Raw genomic sequence first — 16519 nt, 5'->3', positions numbered from 1 at the left:
CAGGACCGGGCGGAGGGGTGTGGTGCCCCGCGGGACCCGGTTCGCCGCGTGTTCTTGGAAGAGGCCCATCGCTGTTTGGACGTGATGGAACACGAACTGCAAACCTGGCGGTCATCTGCTGCGACCGACATCCGGGTGGAAGCGGCACTGCGCGCGGCCCACACCTTGAAGGGGAACGCTGCAGCCCTTGAGCTCACGGCGCTGGCGAACCTGGCGCATCACATCGAAACCGCGTTACTGGCGGTGCAGGCGGGGCACCGTGCGCCGCATGGTGCGTGGTGGATGGAGATGGGCGAGCAGGTCGCAGCGCTTCGCGCGCTGGTTGCAGCGCTTTGCGATGCGGGACCGGAAACAGCAGCGGTGTCGGGGGAGGAGGCGGTGCCGCTGGCCGCGTGGCTGACGCCGATCTGTCAACAGTTCGCCAAGACCGCTGCAAACACGCTGGGGAAACCGGTCGAAATAGAAGTGCGCGGCGAAGACGTCTCGCTGCCCGCTGCATGGATGGCTTCGCTCAGCGCGGCCATCGTGCAGCTGCTGCGCAACGCCGTGGTGCATGGCATCGAACCACCAGCGGAACGCCGCCGCCGCGGCAAGCCAGAGAAGGGGCGTGTGGCGGTCGAGGTGAGCGTGCGGGGCGGGTGCGTCGTGATCGACGTGTCAGACGATGGACGGGGCATCGATGCGCAGCGGGTCGCCGAGCAGGCGGTACGCCTGGGCGCAGCGGCTGATGCCGACGGGGCGTCCACCGAGGATGTGTTCGACCTGCTGTTTCGGCCGGGGTTGAGCACGGCCGGGCAAGTGACTGAGTGGGCTGGGCGCGGGGTTGGACTGGACGTCGTGCAAAGCTGGGCGGCGTCGGTTGGCGGCCGGGTGCGCGTCCTGCACAGCGGGGCGCAAGGGACGGCCTTTCGCCTTTGCATTCCCACCGCACAACCGGCGAAACCTGTGGAGGACGGCCGTCCGGCAGATGGCTGCGAGGAAGACGCGCGCAAAGAGAACGGCCGCAGCCGCTAGAACGGAAGGATTCGGAAGCAACGAGTGCGGGACGCTGGAGAAGCTGCTGAAAGGTAGGCATGAGACATGTGGCCGACGATTTTGGTGTATGTCATCTTGTTAATCATCGGGGGGGCAATGTACCTGTTGACCCGAAAGGCCGCTTCACGCCCGGCGGCCATGTTGCAAAACTGGCTCGCTTTGGTCGGGCTTGGGGCGCAGGGCAGCCGGGACCGAAACGGACTTCGCGGGGCGGGCTTGTCCGCGGGGGGCGGCCGCGATCGTCGGAACGCTGCGCAGGCTGCTTTGGCTGCATCGGGTGCGGATGAACTTGCATCGACAGGGGGAAATGACCCGTACGTGGCGGATGAACGCTGGACGGAAGTGGAAGAGACGCTGGACAGTATCTATCAAGAGTTTTACGGCGGATTGAAGGCGTTGGAAGAACGGGTGGACTTGCGCCTGCGTGCCTTGGAGGAGACGGTGACGACGCGTTTGCAGACGATGACCCAGTCGACCGAAGCGAGACTGCACGCGATGGAGGCGATGTGGGCAGCGGAGCGCCAGGCGCTCTACCGGGCCTTGGCTGAGGCTGAAACCAAGACGTCTGCCAAGGATGGACCGGTTCCAGAGGGGAAGCCGAAGCCCCGGCGGAGTGGGCGGAAGAAGGCGGACTCGGCGGCCGATCGCGCCGGGGCAGGGAGCGAACCCGCGGCAGCCGGGAACGGCGACCGTGCCGTGTCAGATGCCGCGTCCGAGGCGGCAAAGGCAGCGAATGAGCTCGAGAGGGCGTCTGTCTCCCCGCCCACGTCGAACGACAAGTTTGACGACGTCGTGACGGCATTGCGCCAAGGCTTGCCAGACCAAGCGGTGGCTCGGCAGTTTGGCATCGGCGTGACGGAGGTGCAGCTTGCGCGCCAAGTTCTGCTCGGTGCCGACGCCGGCGCACCACAGGGCGATTGATTCTGGTTGCTTGAGGATTGTTCCGTATGCTATATTAAGAAACAGTGTGAATGCCCGCGTCAGCGGAGTACACACGTCTGCGGATGTTCGGCAGGTGCCTGCGCCAGCGGGTGGCCGGGCAGTCGATGCAGGCGGAGGGAAAACCACGGGAGGTAAGTGCATTGGCGATTATTTCGATGAAACAGCTGCTCGAAGCTGGCGTCCACTTTGGACACCAAACGCGTCGTTGGAACCCGAAGATGTCGAAGTACATCTTCACGGAACGCAACGGCATCTACATCATTGACTTGCAGAAGACGGTTCGCAAGGTGGAAGAGGCGTACAACTTTGTTCGCGACCTGTCTGCTTCCGGCAAGTCCCTGTTATTTGTCGGTACCAAGAAGCAGGCGCAGGAAGCGGTTCGCGATGAAGCGCTTCGTTCGGGGCAGTTCTATGTGAACCAGCGCTGGCTGGGAGGGACCTTGACCAACTTCCCAACGATTCAGAAGCGTATCGCTCGCTTGGAGCAGTTGGAGCGGATGGAAGAGGACGGAACGTTCGATGTCCTTCCGAAGAAGGAAGTCATTTTGCTCCGGAAAGAGAAAGAGCGTCTGGAGAAGTTCCTGGGCGGCATCAAGGGCATGAAGGAATTGCCAGGGGCGATGTTCGTCATCGACCCGCGCAAGGAACGCATTGCGGTGGCTGAAGGGCGTAAGCTCGGGATTCCGATTGTCGCGATTGTCGACACCAACTGCGACCCGGACGAGATTGACTATATCATTCCTGGCAATGACGATGCGATTCGCGCAGTCAAACTGCTGACTGGCAAGATGGCCGACGCGGTGCTCGAAGGCGCTCAAGGCGAAGAAACGACTGCCTGAGTGTCGCTCGCGAGGGACGCCGCGGATGCGCTGCGGACTTTTGCGAATGATGTACGAGAGGTCGCGGGGTGACGAGAGCTCTACGCCTCGTCGCCCCTTTTTCACGAGACGAGTGGACCAACAGGAGGGAACGTTGTGGAAATTACAGCAGCAATGGTCAAGGAACTGCGCGAAAAGTCCGGCGCAGGTATGATGGACTGCAAGAAGGCACTGACGGAAGCAAACGGCGACATGGAGCGGGCCGTGGAGCTCCTGCGCGAAAAAGGGCTGGCCTCCGCGTCGAAGAAGGCCGGGCGCGTGGCAGCAGAAGGGGTTGTGGAAGCCTACATACATGGCGGCGGCCGCATCGGCGTGCTGGTCGAAGTCAACTGTGAGACGGACTTTGTCGCCAAGACGGACAATTTCCGCCAGTTGGTCAAAGACGTCGCGATGCATATTGCTGCTTCCAACCCGCAGTACGTTCGCCGGGAAGATGTACCGCAGGATGTTGTCAATAAAGAGCGCGAGATTTTGCGGGCGCAGACGTTGAACGAAGGCAAGCCCGAAAACATCGTTGACAAGATTGTGGATGGTCGAATCGACAAGTTCTTCAAAGATGTTTGCTTGTTGGAACAGCCTTTCGTCAAGGAACCCGACAAGACCGTCGAACAACTGGTGAAGGAGAAAATCGCACAGATTGGCGAGAACATCTCGATTCGCAGGTTTTCCCGGTTTGTGGTTGGCGAGGGCATCGAAAAAGAACAAACCAACTTCGTGGAAGAGGTTATGGCGCAGGTCCGCCAGTAACAGAACGGGAACACCTTGGGGTGTTCCTGTTCCATGAATTCAGGTGGATGGAAATTTACTGAGCGTGTCCGAAACGGTCACAGCCCCCTCGGGCAATTTCGAGAGGACGGAGGAGCACGCATGCCGACACCGAAGTATCGTCGTGTGGTGTTGAAGTTGAGCGGAGAAGCATTGGCTGGCGGTCAGGGATTCGGAATCGATCCACATACCGTTCAGGACATTGCGGAACAAATTCGCGAGGTCGTAGGGCTGGGTGTGGAGGTCGCTGTGGTTGTGGGCGGCGGAAATATCTGGCGGGGTCAGGCAGGCAGCGCAGGAGGCATGGACCGGGCGACTGCCGACTACATGGGGATGCTTGCTACGGTGCTGAATGCGCTTGCCCTGCAGGATGCGCTCGAAAAGCTGGAAGTGAGCACGCGCGTGCAGACCTCTGTGGAAATGCGCCAGGTGGCGGAACCGTATATTCGAAGAAAGGCGATTCGCCACTTGGAGAAAAAGCGTGTCGTGATTTTTGCCGGCGGCACGGGCAATCCTTATTTCTCCACCGACACGACGGCTGCACTGCGAGCCGCAGAAATTGAAGCCGAAGTCATCCTGATGGCGAAGAATGGCGTGGATGGCGTGTATACGGCGGATCCACAGAAATACCCGGATGCAGTGAAATACGATGAACTCGCGTTCATCGATGTGCTGAACCAAGGGTTGGGGGTCATGGACGCGACGGCGACATCCTTGTGCATGGACAATGACATTCCGCTCCTGGTATTCGCGCTGAATGAATCGGGAAATATTCGGCGCGCCGTCCTGGGAGAGAACATCGGGACATTCGTGAGGAGGAAGATACGTGCTTGAGGACATTCAACGCTCAGCTGACGAACGCATGCAGAAGGCAGTCGAGGTATTGCGCCGCGATTTGCAAACCGTTCGCACCGGACGGGCAACACCCGCGATGCTTGACAAGGTGATGGTGGAGTATTATGGCTCGCAAATGCCGGTCAATCAGGTGGCTAGTGTGACGTCGCCGGAGCCGCGCATGCTCACGATTTCACCGTGGGACAAATCCATGCTGTCCGAGATTGAAAAGGCCATCCAGAAGTCCGATTTGGGCCTCAATCCGAACAACGACGGCTCGGTGATTCGGCTGGTCGTGCCTGCGCTGACAGAACAACGCCGCCAGGAACTGGTGAAGGTCGTGAAGAAGATGACGGAAGACGCGCGCGTCGCAGTGCGCAATGTCCGTCGTGATGCCAACGACGACCTCAAGAAAGCCGAGAAGTCGGGCGATGTTTCCGAAGACGAAGTGCGTCGCGGCATGGAGAAAATCCAAGCGCTGACCGACAAGTACGTTGGGGAAATCGATAAGCTGGGTGCGGCAAAAGAGCACGACTTGATGGAGATTTAGGATACGATCCATCGATTGGAAAGTCATGGGTTCCCGGACGGCTTTGTCCGTCGAGAGACTGGGACTGGTGTGTGACAGGGGAGGGTAGAGGTTGCGAAACTTCTTTCGAAGCAGGCGTCGAACTGAACGTGCAGAGGTCTCTCTGCTGCAGGATAACCTCCCGCGCCACATCGCAATCATTATGGACGGAAACGGCCGATGGGCCCGCCGTCGCGGACTGCCCCGCGTCGCCGGTCACCACGCGGGCATGAAGAAGGTGCGTGAAGTGATTCGCGCGTGCGACGATTTGGGGATTCCGTGTCTGACGCTGTACGCGTTCTCGACCGAAAACTGGAAGCGGCCGGAGGGTGAAGTCGAGTTTTTGATGCGCCTGCCGGAAGAGTTCTTTCGCACAGAAATCGACGAACTCGTGGAACGCGGCGTCCAGGTGCGGTTCATTGGTGACACATCGCGCCTCCCCAGCCACACCCAGGAAACGGTACGGAAGACCCTGGAGCGCACAGAGGGCAATCAGGGCATGACCGTGATTTTCGCCTTGAATTATGGAGGCCGGGCTGAAGTGGTGAACGCGGCCAAGGCGTTCGCAGAGGAAGTCGCCTCCGGACTTGCCAGCCCGGGTGCATTAACAGAGGAGCGGTTCGCCAGCTACCTGGCGACGGACGGTGTACCGGACCCGGACCTGGTGATTCGCACGAGCGGTGAAATCCGACTGAGCAATTTTCTGATTTGGCAAGCGGCCTACGCTGAACTCTACTTTTCGGACGTTCTCTGGCCAGACTTCAGCCGGGAAATCCTGCATCGCGCCATTGAAGACTATCAAGGCCGCATGCGCCGCTTCGGCGGCCTAAAGTAGGTGCCCCGATGCTGATTCAACGGTTTTGGAGCGCGTTGCTGGCTGGTTTGGTCGTGTTGTTTGTGATTGTGCTTGGCGATCCGATTGCCTGGCGGGTCGTTGTGTTTGTCGCCTGCATCATCTGCGCAGGCGAATTCGTCTCTATGCTCGGTCTGTCATGGCGCCATCCGCTGGCGTGGTGGGCGTACCTCATTGTCGCCGAGGTGCAGTGGGCACCGCACTGGCGGATATCGCTCGTGATGGAAATCATGGTGGCGGTAACCCTGTTGTTCCCGGTGGCGCTGCGCAATCGGATCACGCTCCAGCATTCGGCGGCTGCACTGGTGGGTGCGCTGTACATCGGCTATGGCGGGCAGGCCCTTGGCGCGCTCCGCGCGCTGCCAGACGGTCGGGTGTGGCTGTGGCTGGTGCTGATTCTCGTCTGGGTGACAGACACGGCAGCCTACTTTGGCGGCAAGTGGCTGAAGGGGTCGAAGCTGTGGCCGGACATCAGCCCGAAAAAGACGGTGAGCGGCTCCATTTGCGGGCTGGTTGGGGCGGCCGCAGCTGCTGTGGTGGTGGGGTTCATCGCGGTACCCGGGTTTCATGCGGCGTCCTGTGCGCTGTTTGGCGCGATGGTCTCCGCGGTCAGCCAACTGGGCGACCTGGTCGAATCTGCCTACAAGCGGTCGGCTGGCGTGAAGGATTCCGGACGCCTGTTGCCCGGGCACGGCGGAATGCTCGACCGTGTGGACGGTTTGTTGTTCGCAGCTCCGTTTGCCTTATTCCTCATTCTCTCTGGCGCATCGACGTGGTTTTAATCGCGAGGTCTGGCGACCAACGCGAGAGCGCGTGACGTCTTCGCCGCGTTGTGCACAGTCCACTTGAAAGAGGCGGCTTGATTTGACGTTCTCAATCTCCATCCTTGGTTCCACTGGTGTGATTGGTCGACAAACCTTATCGGTCTTAGGGTCCTTCACGGAACCCGTGACGGTGGCGGCGCTTGCCGCAGGTCGCAACGCAGACCTGTTGGCCCAGCAAGTGCGGGCGTTTCGTCCTTCGTTCGTGTCGGTTCAGGATGAGGCTGCCCGTCAGACGCTGTTGGACGCCTTATCTGACGTGCATCCCTTGCCCGAGATTGGCGTTGGTGAGGCGGGGCTTGCCGCTGCCGCTGCGATTCCAAGCGACGTCGTGGTTTCCGCAGTGGTGGGCGCTCGCGGCCTGCGCCCCACGTGGCTCGCGATGGAACGCGGCGCCACCATCGCCCTCGCCAACAAAGAGACCCTCGTCGCGGGCGGCGACCTCGTGATGCCGCTGTGCGCCCGCACCGGGGCGCGGATTGTGCCGGTCGACAGCGAGCACTCGGCTGTCTTTCAGTGCCTGCAGGCGGGGCGGCCGGACGACGTCGCCCGCTACATCCTGACGGCGTCCGGCGGTCCGTTCCGGACCTGGTCGCAGGCACAACTGGAACGGGCCACGGTGGACGCGGCGCTTCGTCATCCCAACTGGACCATGGGTCAGAAAATCACGATCGATTCGGCGACCCTGATGAACAAAGGGTTGGAGGTGATAGAAGCCCATCATTTGTTTGACGCATCCTATGATAAAATTGAAGTAGTCGTTCATCCGCAGAGTGTGATTCACTCGATGGTTGAATACCTGGACGGTTCCATCCTTGCACAGCTTGGTGCTGCAGACATGCGGATCCCGATTCAGTACGCGCTGACGTACCCGCGCCATCGGCCGTCCCCAGCCACACGACTGAACTTGCTCGAACTGTCCGAGTTGACGTTTGAAGCGCCGGATTTTGACCGTTTTCCAAGCTTGCGACTGGCCTATGAGGCTGGACGCGCAGGCGGATTCGCGCCATGCGTACTGAACGCCGCGAATGAAGTTGCGGTAGAATGCTTTTTGCAGGGACGAATGACTTTCCTGCAAATGGCGAAACTGGTGGAGAGCGTCCTCGAGCAGCATCAGCCCGGCGTCCCGCGCGAATTGGAAGAAATTTTGCAGATGGATGCTTGGGCACGGGCAACCGCTCATAAGATCATAGAGAAGGGCGGGTGGACGAGTTGATCATCGTGGAAAGCGTCTTGCGATCGGCGGTCGCGATCATTCTAGTCTTTGTGGTCAGTATCGTCATTCACGAATTTGGCCATTACATTGTGGCGAAGAAGTGCGGGGTTGCCGTGCCGGCCTTTGCCATCGGGTTTGGCCCGAAACTCATCCGCTGGTATCGGCGCGGGACAGAGTTTTCGGTACGGTTGTTCCCCATCGGCGGCATGGTGCAGCTGGCGGGTGAGCTGCCGCAGGATACGCTGTTTCGCAAAGGGGAACGCCTTGCCGTTGAGTTCGATGACGAGGGCCGCATTCAGGCGGTTGGCGATCCGTCCGACTTGCCGCGCGGGCAAATTGCGACGCTTGAAGACTTGGATTTGATGGATCGGCTCCAGATGACCTTGGCGATGGACGATGGGGTGCGTACCTATCCTGTGCGGCCCCATGCCCGGCTGATGACCAGCACGCGCAATTCGATGCCCATTGTGGAGCGGCATGAGCAAGTGCTCGGCAAGCCGTTGTGGCAGCGTGCCGCGATGATTTTGGCGGGGCCTTTCATGAATTTTCTACTGGCGGGGGTTCTGTTTACCCTGTTGAATTTACATACGGGGATCCCGGTGAATTCACCGGTGCTGGGACAGATTGTCCCGAACACGCCGGCGGCGCAGGCGGGCCTGATGCAGGGCGACCGCGTCGAGAAAGTGGATGGACAGACCATTCAAAACTGGGCGCAGTTGGTGAAGGCCATCCAATCTGACAACCCACCGAAGCCGTTAACGGTCGTCGTCGACCGCAGCGGCCGGACAGAGACGCTGGTGGTTCGCCCGCATCTGGTCACGGTCCAGGGCCAGAAGGTACCGCAGCTTGGTGTCAACGCGCCTGTGACGCACGACCCCGTTCAGGCCTTCACGAGTGGATTCGCTTCCGTGTACTATGGGTCTGTCAACACCGTGCAACTGTACGGGCAGGTCATCTCGCATCATCAATTCCAGGATTTATCCGGTCCGGTTGGGATTGCGGACGTGATCAGCCAGCAAGCGCAGTCCGGCGTTTGGCAAGTCGTCTTTATCACCGCATTGCTGAGCCTGAACCTGGGGCTGTTTAACCTGTTTCCGATTCCGGCGCTGGACGGCGGTCGGCTGTTGTTTATGGTCGTGGAGATGGTCCGAGGCAAAGGGGTCGACCCCCGCAAGGAAGGCCTCGTACACTTCGTCGGATTCGCGCTGTTGATGTTGTTCGCGGTCGTGATTACCTACCGCGATGTGACAAGGTTGTTTTAATTTCACATGTTCGGACAACCGCCAAGTGGGAGGCAGAGGATGAAGCAGAGCAAACTATTCCTGAACACCCTTCGAGAGAACCCTGCAGACGCGGATGTGGCAAGCCATCGTCTGATGCTGCGGGCCGGTTTAATGCGGCAGTTGACGGCCGGCGTGTACACCTTTTTGCCGCTGGGGTACCGCGTGTTGTCGAAGATTGAGGCCATCGTCCGCCAGGAGATGGACAACGCTGGCGCCCAGGAAGTCCTGCTGCCGGCGATGCAGCCTGCGGAATTGTGGCAGCAGTCTGGCCGCTGGGAAGACTATGGTGCGGAACTCATTCGCTTTCAAGACCGGCATGACCGAACCATGGTGCTGGGACCCACTCACGAAGAAGTGATTACCAGCCTGGTGCAAAACGAAGTCCAATCCTATCGCCAGCTGCCTGTGACGCTCTACCAAATTCAGACCAAGTTTCGAGATGAACCACGCCCCCGTGCAGGCCTGCTGCGCGGCCGGGAGTTCCGTATGAAAGACGCGTATTCGTTCGACCTCGACGAAGCCGGTCTGGATGCAAGCTATCAGGCCATGTACGATGCCTACTGCCGTATTTTTGACCGACTGGGCGTCGAGTATCGTGCGGTCGAGGCGGATTCGGGCGCCATTGGCGGAGAGGCCGGCAATCACGAATTTATGGTGTTGTCCGAGGCGGGCGAGGACACCATCGCAGGCTGTTCGCACTGTTCCTACGCGGCCAACGTGGAGAAAGCGGTCGGACAAGCCCTGCCGCAGGCGGACGCCAGCCAGACGCCGGCAAGGGAGAAGGTGGCCACGCCAGGCACCAAGACCATCGAGGACCTGGTTCGGGTGTTGGGGGTATCGGCGAGCCAGATTATCAAGGTCGTCGTGTATCTGGCCGATGGAAAACCGGTCGCAGCGTGTTTGCGCGGTGACCACGAAGTGAACGAAGTCAAGCTCAAAAAGGTGCTCGGCGCCAAAGACCTCACGATGGCCAGCGCAGAGGAAGTCCTGCGTGAAACCGGCAAGCCGGTCGGATTCGTCGGTCCGGACTGCGGCCTGAAGGTCGTTTTCGATCGCGACATTCTCTCTATCGCGGACGGCGTGGCTGCCTCGAACGAAGCGGGCTATCATGACATTCATGTGGTGCCGAACCGCGACTTCCCCGTTCCGGAGACGGCGGACATCCGCATGGCGGCGGCGGGCGACCTGTGCGTGAAATGCGGACAACCCCTGCGTTTGTTCCGCGGCATCGAAGTGGGCCACGTGTTCAAGCTGGGGACGAAGTACTCGAAGGCGTTCGGGGCCACGTATACGGATGAGTCCGGCGCCGAGCGAACCATCATCATGGGCTGCTACGGCCTCGGAACCTCCCGCGTCATTCCGGCTGTGATTGAACAGTGTCACGATGAGAACGGCATCATCTGGCCCATCGCGATTGCGCCGTATCACGTCCACATTGTGCCGGTCAACATCAAGGATGAGCAGCAGGTGAAGGCGGCGGAATCGCTCTATCACCGGCTGCACGCTGCAGGCGTGGAGGTTTTGCTGGATGACCGCGACGAGCGTCCAGGGGTCAAGTTCAAGGACGCAGACTTGATTGGTTTGCCGGTTCGGGTCACGATTGGCAGCAAAATCGCCGAAGGGAACGTGGAGTTGAAGATCCGGCGTACGGGGGAAGTGCAGGTCCTGACGGTGGAGCAGGCGTTTGAAACTATTTTGGGTATCGTGAAATAAAGAGCGGATTGTGAAGCAGGCACCGTATCCAAAGTTGTGAAGGTGCATTGCGCCGTTCCCTACGGAGGAGCGGTGCAGCGGTATAAAGGAGGGCAGCGGCATGAGTATTTCGCGGGTGCAAACGGACACCAACCTGCCATCCGCATCGACGCTGCCGGATGGGGAAATCGCCGGGGCCGTGGAGCGCGTGATTGTGTATCCTCGGTCTCGTCGTATCGAAGTGCAATTACCGCCGGTGTTTTCTGTCGACGACGCGGAAGCGGAAGGGATGCGTACGGCGGATGATGTCCCTGTCGACTGGATGCGGACGAAGGCGATGGAAGCCATCCGGCGGTATGACACCGTTGAGGCAGCGTGTCAGTCGTTCTTCGCGCAGGACGGGGTAGAGGTACAAATTCTTCCGCCCGTATGGACCCGTCGGCCTGCCCGTATGGCGATGGAGGCTATGACTTTTGCGCTGGTTGCGCGGTATGCACAGGAGGAAGCGGTTGCCGGGAATTGGCTCAAGGGCGCTGAACAATCGGTTCATGCCGCAGCGCCGACGCCTGCGGCGGCCGAAGATGCTGTGGACGTGGACACCACGATGGTGGTATCCTTCGTGCTGCGCAACGAGGCCGAGCAAGCGCAGTTGGAACGCAAGCGCGCGGCGGGCTGGTTGACCGAGATGGCCAGGCGCGCCCTCGGCGTAGAGGTCGCCTTTCAACTCATGGTGGATGCCGGCGCACAGGACAAAGCGCAGGAATTGCGAGCGCAGCTGCTGGAAGAGGAGCGCCGCCAGGTCAGTGACATTGCGCGCGAAATGGAGACGGCTGCCAAGGCCGAGCGCAAGGAGGCGTCCCAAGCCGTACCGGACAAGCAGAGTGGGGACCGGTTCCGGCGTCGCCGCAATGATGACGAACCGCTGCCGCCCCTCACCATCGGGCGCCCCATTGACAAACCGGTGACACCCATCAAGGAAATCGTTGACGAAATGCGCAGCGTGGTCATCGAGGGCCGCGTGTTCAAGGCGGAGCATCGAAACCTTCCGAGCGGGCGGTCCTTGTATCAGTTCAACATCACGGACGATACAGACTCCATCACCGCAAAGTTTTTTACCAACAACGCACGCCAGGTGGAAGCACTGGAGCCGCTGAAAGACGGCGTGTACCTGCGTATGCAGGGCCAGGTGCAGTTCGACACGTACAACAAGGAAATCGTCTTTATGGCCCAGGACATTCAACCGATCGATCCGCCGCAGCGACTGGATACCGCAGAGGAGAAACGTGTGGAATTGCACCTGCATACGCCCATGTCCGCGCTGGACGGTGTGACGCCAGTATCTGCGCTCATCAAACAGGCGGCGAAGTGGGGCCACAAAGCCATCGCCATTACCGATCACGGCGTGGTCCAATCGTTCCCCGAAGCCTACAGCCTCGGCAAGAAACACGACATCCAGGTGATTCTTGGTCTCGAAGCCTATGTCGTGGACGACGGCACGCCGATTGTGTATCACCCGGATGACCGTTCGCTTGATGAGGCGTCGGCGTACGTCGTGTTCGACACCGAAACCACCGGTCTCAACGCGCGCGAGGACACCCTGATTGAAATCGCAGCCGTGCGCATGAAAGGCAGAAACATCGTCGATACGTTCTCGACGCTGATTGACCCGGAGCGTCCCTTGTCGGCGAAAATCACGGAGCTCACCGGCATCTCGAACGACATGCTGGTCGGGCAGCCGAAGATGAAGGACGCCTTGGTGCGGTTTCGCGAGTTTTCCGAAGGCGCGATACTCGTTGCCCACAACGCGGAGTTCGACGTGGGCTTTCTGGCACAGTGCGGACTGCGCGCCGGTCTGGCGGACTGGAAGCCGCCGGTGATTGATACCCTGGCGCTGGCGCGGGCGCTGTACCCAGGCGAAAAAAACTACCGTTTGAAGACGTTGACGCAGAAATTTAACGTGGAACTGGTCAACCACCACCGCGCGCTGGCAGATGCGGAAGCGACCGCCAAGGTGTTTGCGCACATGCAGGAGGCGTTGGCGACGAACGGGATCGACACGCTGACAAAGCTGTTGGACATCTCCGGGTCTGCGGACGTGTCTCGTGTCCGTCCGTTTCACGCCACGATTCTGGTGCAGAACAAGACGGGGCTGCGCAACTTATACGAACTGGTATCCCTTTCTCATACCGAGTACCTGTACCGGACGCCGCGCATCCCGAAGAGCGAGCTGGTGCCGCGGCGCGAGGGCTTGTTGATTGGAACCGCTTGTCAGAACGGCGAACTCATTCAAGCATTCCTGCGCGGAAAAAGCGTAGAGGAAATAGAGGAAATCTGCGAGTTTTACGATTATCTTGAGATTCAGCCGCCCTCTCATTACGAGAACCTGCTGCGCGAGGAGATGGTGCAGAGTTACGAGAGCATCCGCGACATGCACCGGCAAATCCTTGAGATCGCGCACCGGCTTCATAAACCCGTGGTTGCGACGGGCGACGTGCACTTTTTGAACCCGGAAGACGGCATTTACCGGGAAGTGTTTCTGCAGTCGCAGCACGGTGTGGAAGGAAGCAAGCAGCCGCCCTTGTATCTGCGGACAACCGACGAGATGCTGGAAGAGTTCCGCTATCTCGGAGACGCGGCGAAGGAAGTCGTTGTGGACAATCCAACGGCCATCGCGGCGCAGATCGAAGACGTGCGGCCGATTCCGACGGAGCTGTACACGCCGGTGATCGACGGAGCGGAGGACGAGATCCGCAGCCTTTCCTACAGCAAGGCGCGTGAGATGTACGGCGACCCGCTGCCGGATATTGTGGAGCAGCGCCTGCAGAAGGAACTGAACTCCATTATCAACAACGGGTTCTCCGTGATTTACTTAATCGCGCACAAACTCGTGACCAAGTCGCTGTCGGACGGCTACCTGGTGGGCAGCCGTGGTTCGGTTGGGTCATCGCTGGTCGCGACGATGACGGACATCACGGAGGTCAACCCGCTGCCGCCGCATTACTTGTGCCCGAGCTGTAAATACAGCGAGTTTATCCAGGACGGCAGCGTCGGGTCCGGCTTCGACTTGCCGCCAAAGGACTGCCCCCAGTGCGGGACGCCGCTCAACAAGGACGGACAGGACATTCCGTTCGAAACGTTCCTTGGGTTTGAGGGAGACAAGGTTCCGGATATTGACCTCAACTTCTCAGGGGAATATCAGCCGCGTGCGCATAAGTATACGGAAGAGTTGTTCGGGCGCGACCACGTGTTCCGCGCAGGCACCATCTCAGCCGTCGCGGAGAAGACAGCGTATGGGTATGTGCGCAAGTTTGCGGAGGAGCGCGGATTGGTATTGCGCAACGCCGAGATCGACCGGCTGGTGGCGGGCTGTACGGGTGTCAAGCGGACCACGGGCCAGCATCCGGGCGGGCAGGTGGTCGTGCCTGCGCATGTGTCGATTTACGACTTTACGCCCGTGCAGTATCCGGCCGATGACAAGACGGCCGGCACGCTGACAACCCATTTTGATTACCACTCGGGGCTGGAGAGCTGTCTGCTCAAACTCGACATTCTAGGCCACGACGACCCCACCGTGATCCGCATGCTGCAGGACTTGACGGGTGTGGACCCGAAGACGATTCCACTGAACGACCCGCTGGTCCTGGGGCTGTTCAGCGGCACGGAGACGCTTGGTGTCAAACCGGAGGACATTCGGTCTGTCACGGGGACGTACGCGATTCCGGAGTTTGGCACGAAGTTTGTCCGTCAGATGCTTGAAGATACGCGGCCGACCACGTTCTCGGAGCTGGTGCGCATCTCTGGTCTGTCGCACGGGACGGACGTCTGGTTGAACAACGCGCAGGAGCTGATTCGCAACGGCACCGCGACACTGTCCGAAGTTATCTGCGCGCGCGACGACATCATGGTGTACCTGATTTACAAGGGGCTCGAACCGGGTCGTGCGTTCAAAATTATGGAATCGATTCGGAAGGGCAAAGGTGTGAAGGAAGAGGACGCAGAATACATGCGTTCGTTCGGCGTGCCGGAATGGTATATCGAGTCCGGCCGAAAAATCAAATACATGTTTCCAAAGGCGCACGCGACGGCGTATGTGCTGATGGCGATGCGCATTGCGTGGTTCAAGATTCACCACCCGCTGGCCTTCTATGCAACCTACTTCACGGTGCGCGCGGACGACTTTGACGTCGCTTTGATGGCCAGCGGCCGGTCGGCGATTGAACGTAAGATTGAGGAAATCGAGCAGAAGGGCAACGGCGCTCTGCCGAAGGAAAAGAGTTTGTTGACGGTGCTCGAAGTCGCGCTGGAAATGGTGGTGCGGGGCTTCAAATTCCTGCCGGTGGACTTGTACGAGTCGCACGCGACGCAGTTCCGCATCATCGGCGACGACAGCCTGCTGCCGCCGTTTGGCGCCATCGCTGGCGTCGGGGAAGCGGCTGCGAAGAACTTGATGGCCGCGCGCGAGGAAGGACCCTTCCTGTCGATTGAGGACTTGCAGTCGCGCAGCCGCGTGTCCAAGACCGTGATCGAAATTCTGGATGGGCTTGGCTGCCTGAATGGCCTGCCGGAGACCAACCAGTTGTCGTTGTTTTAGGCGGCAGAGGCGCCGAGAGGAGGACATAGAATGAAACTGTTCTATTTGGGCCCGGAAACGACGTTTTCCCATGAGGCTGCGATGCGGTTTTGTGATGTATTGGGGTTGGCAGACGCACAACTGGTCACCGAGGAGACCATTCCGCAGGTCGTCATGGCCGTCGCCAATCGGCAGGCGGATGGCGAGGATGTGCTAGGGTGCATTCCACTGGAAAACACGGCGCAGGGCTCGGTCACGGCGGCATGGGACGTCATTGGGCGGGTCGCGCGTCAGCCTGCGGAGCCTGACCCGGTTCGCGAAGCTGCCTTGCGCCTGCAAATCCTGGCGTCGCTCACGCTGCCCATTGAACAGTTTCTAATCACACATCCTCAAACGGATCTCGCGAACATTCGCGAGGTCCTCTCGCACCCGCAAGCCCTTGGCCAATGCACGGGCTGGCTGCAGAAGCACTTACCCCACGCCCGGCAGACGGCCGTCTCCAGCACCGCACACGCTGCACAATTGGTGGCAACCGCCAAAGACCCCGGCTTGGCTGCCATCGGCACGCGGCTGGCGGCACAGCGGTACGGCCTGTCGGCCAGTCCAGAACCCATCCAGGATGTGTCCGGGAACGAAACCCGTTTCGCACTGTTTGGCAACGCACGGACGACAAAGATTCAAGCGGAAGGCAAGCGAACAACGCTCGCGTTGATGTTGGTGAATGTACCGAATAAGCCCGGCGGCTTGCTTCATGCGTTGAAGCCGTTTTACGATCACGGCTTTGACCTCAGCCGCATCGAATCCCGGCCCATCGGGCATCAGCTCGGAACATATATCTTCTTCGTCGACGTTCAGTGGCCGTTTCCGGCGCGACATGCCCGCGGGGTGGAGGCGTGGCGAAAGGTTCAGTCGGTGCTCGAGTCGGACGGAATTGAAATCATCCGTCTGGGGTTGTTTCCAGAGCTCGAATGCGGGCGGAAGTCATAGCGTGAGATGCATCTGAGGGTTGCGAGTCCGAGCGCAAGACATGCGTCGGGTCGTTTTTTCGTATAAGTGAATGAA

Annotated in this window: 13 protein-coding genes; all 13 read left to right on the top strand. The window is 59.9% G+C overall.

Annotated features, from left to right (window positions below):
- Positions 1-84: 84 nt before the first annotated feature.
- The 13 genes from JI721_RS00315 to pheA all read left to right on the top strand — a co-directional run bounded on the left by JI721_RS00315 (position 85) and on the right by pheA (position 16444).
- Positions 85-1014 (top strand): ATP-binding protein, encoded by a 930-nt coding sequence (locus JI721_RS00315; RefSeq protein ID WP_274457930.1) that lies wholly within the window; start codon positions 85-87, stop codon positions 1012-1014.
- Between the two features lie 66 nt (positions 1015-1080).
- The gene (locus JI721_RS00310) at positions 1081-1956 is read left to right on the top strand and encodes a hypothetical protein (RefSeq protein WP_274456107.1); all 876 of its coding nucleotides are present in this window, start codon (positions 1081-1083) and stop codon (positions 1954-1956) included.
- A 161-nt stretch (positions 1957-2117) separates the two neighbouring features.
- On the top strand, positions 2118-2816 hold the full coding sequence (gene rpsB / locus JI721_RS00305; RefSeq protein ID WP_274456106.1) for a 30S ribosomal protein S2: 699 nt from the start codon (positions 2118-2120) through the stop codon (positions 2814-2816).
- A 153-nt stretch (positions 2817-2969) separates the two neighbouring features.
- Positions 2970-3602: a translation elongation factor Ts gene (gene tsf / locus JI721_RS00300; RefSeq protein ID WP_407654127.1), complete on the top strand. Its 633-nt coding sequence runs from the start codon at positions 2970-2972 to the stop codon at positions 3600-3602.
- Between the two features lie 120 nt (positions 3603-3722).
- A complete protein-coding gene (gene pyrH / locus JI721_RS00295; RefSeq protein WP_274456104.1) occupies positions 3723-4454 on the top strand; it encodes a UMP kinase in 732 nt (243 codons plus the stop codon).
- A 28-nt stretch (positions 4455-4482) separates the two neighbouring features.
- Positions 4483-5004 carry a ribosome recycling factor gene (gene frr / locus JI721_RS00290; RefSeq protein ID WP_407654126.1) on the top strand — a complete coding sequence of 174 codons (522 nt, stop codon included), beginning with the start codon at positions 4483-4485 and terminating at the stop codon, positions 5002-5004.
- 91 nt (positions 5005-5095) lie between these two features.
- On the top strand, positions 5096-5857 hold the full coding sequence (locus tag JI721_RS00285) for an isoprenyl transferase (RefSeq protein ID WP_307016466.1): 762 nt from the start codon (positions 5096-5098) through the stop codon (positions 5855-5857).
- An 8-nt stretch (positions 5858-5865) separates the two neighbouring features.
- On the top strand, positions 5866-6657 hold the full coding sequence (locus tag JI721_RS00280) for a phosphatidate cytidylyltransferase (protein ID WP_274456102.1): 792 nt from the start codon (positions 5866-5868) through the stop codon (positions 6655-6657).
- A gap of 82 nt (positions 6658-6739) precedes the next feature.
- A complete protein-coding gene (locus JI721_RS00275; protein ID WP_274456101.1) occupies positions 6740-7912 on the top strand; it encodes a 1-deoxy-D-xylulose-5-phosphate reductoisomerase in 1173 nt (390 codons plus the stop codon).
- Entirely contained in the window at positions 7900-9174 is a 1275-nt protein-coding gene (gene rseP, locus JI721_RS00270) for an RIP metalloprotease RseP (protein WP_274456100.1), read from the top strand. Before JI721_RS00275 ends, rseP begins: the two co-directional genes overlap by 13 nt.
- Before the next feature lie 39 nt (positions 9175-9213).
- On the top strand, positions 9214-10908 hold the full coding sequence (locus JI721_RS00265) for a proline--tRNA ligase (RefSeq protein ID WP_274456099.1): 1695 nt from the start codon (positions 9214-9216) through the stop codon (positions 10906-10908).
- Positions 10909-11353: 445 nt separating this feature from the next.
- On the top strand, positions 11354-15478 hold the full coding sequence (locus tag JI721_RS00260; RefSeq protein ID WP_407654125.1) for a PolC-type DNA polymerase III: 4125 nt from the start codon (positions 11354-11356) through the stop codon (positions 15476-15478).
- A 30-nt stretch (positions 15479-15508) separates the two neighbouring features.
- Positions 15509-16444, top strand: a complete 936-nt coding sequence (pheA, locus tag JI721_RS00255) for a prephenate dehydratase (RefSeq protein ID WP_274456096.1) — start codon at positions 15509-15511, stop codon at positions 16442-16444.
- The last annotated feature ends 75 nt before the right edge of the window (positions 16445-16519 follow it).

This window comes from Alicyclobacillus cycloheptanicus (assembly GCF_028751525.1).
GTDB classification, from domain to species: domain Bacteria; phylum Bacillota; class Bacilli; order Alicyclobacillales; family Alicyclobacillaceae; genus Alicyclobacillus_L; species Alicyclobacillus_L cycloheptanicus.
This window is presented reverse-complemented; position numbering and strand designations above follow the sequence as displayed.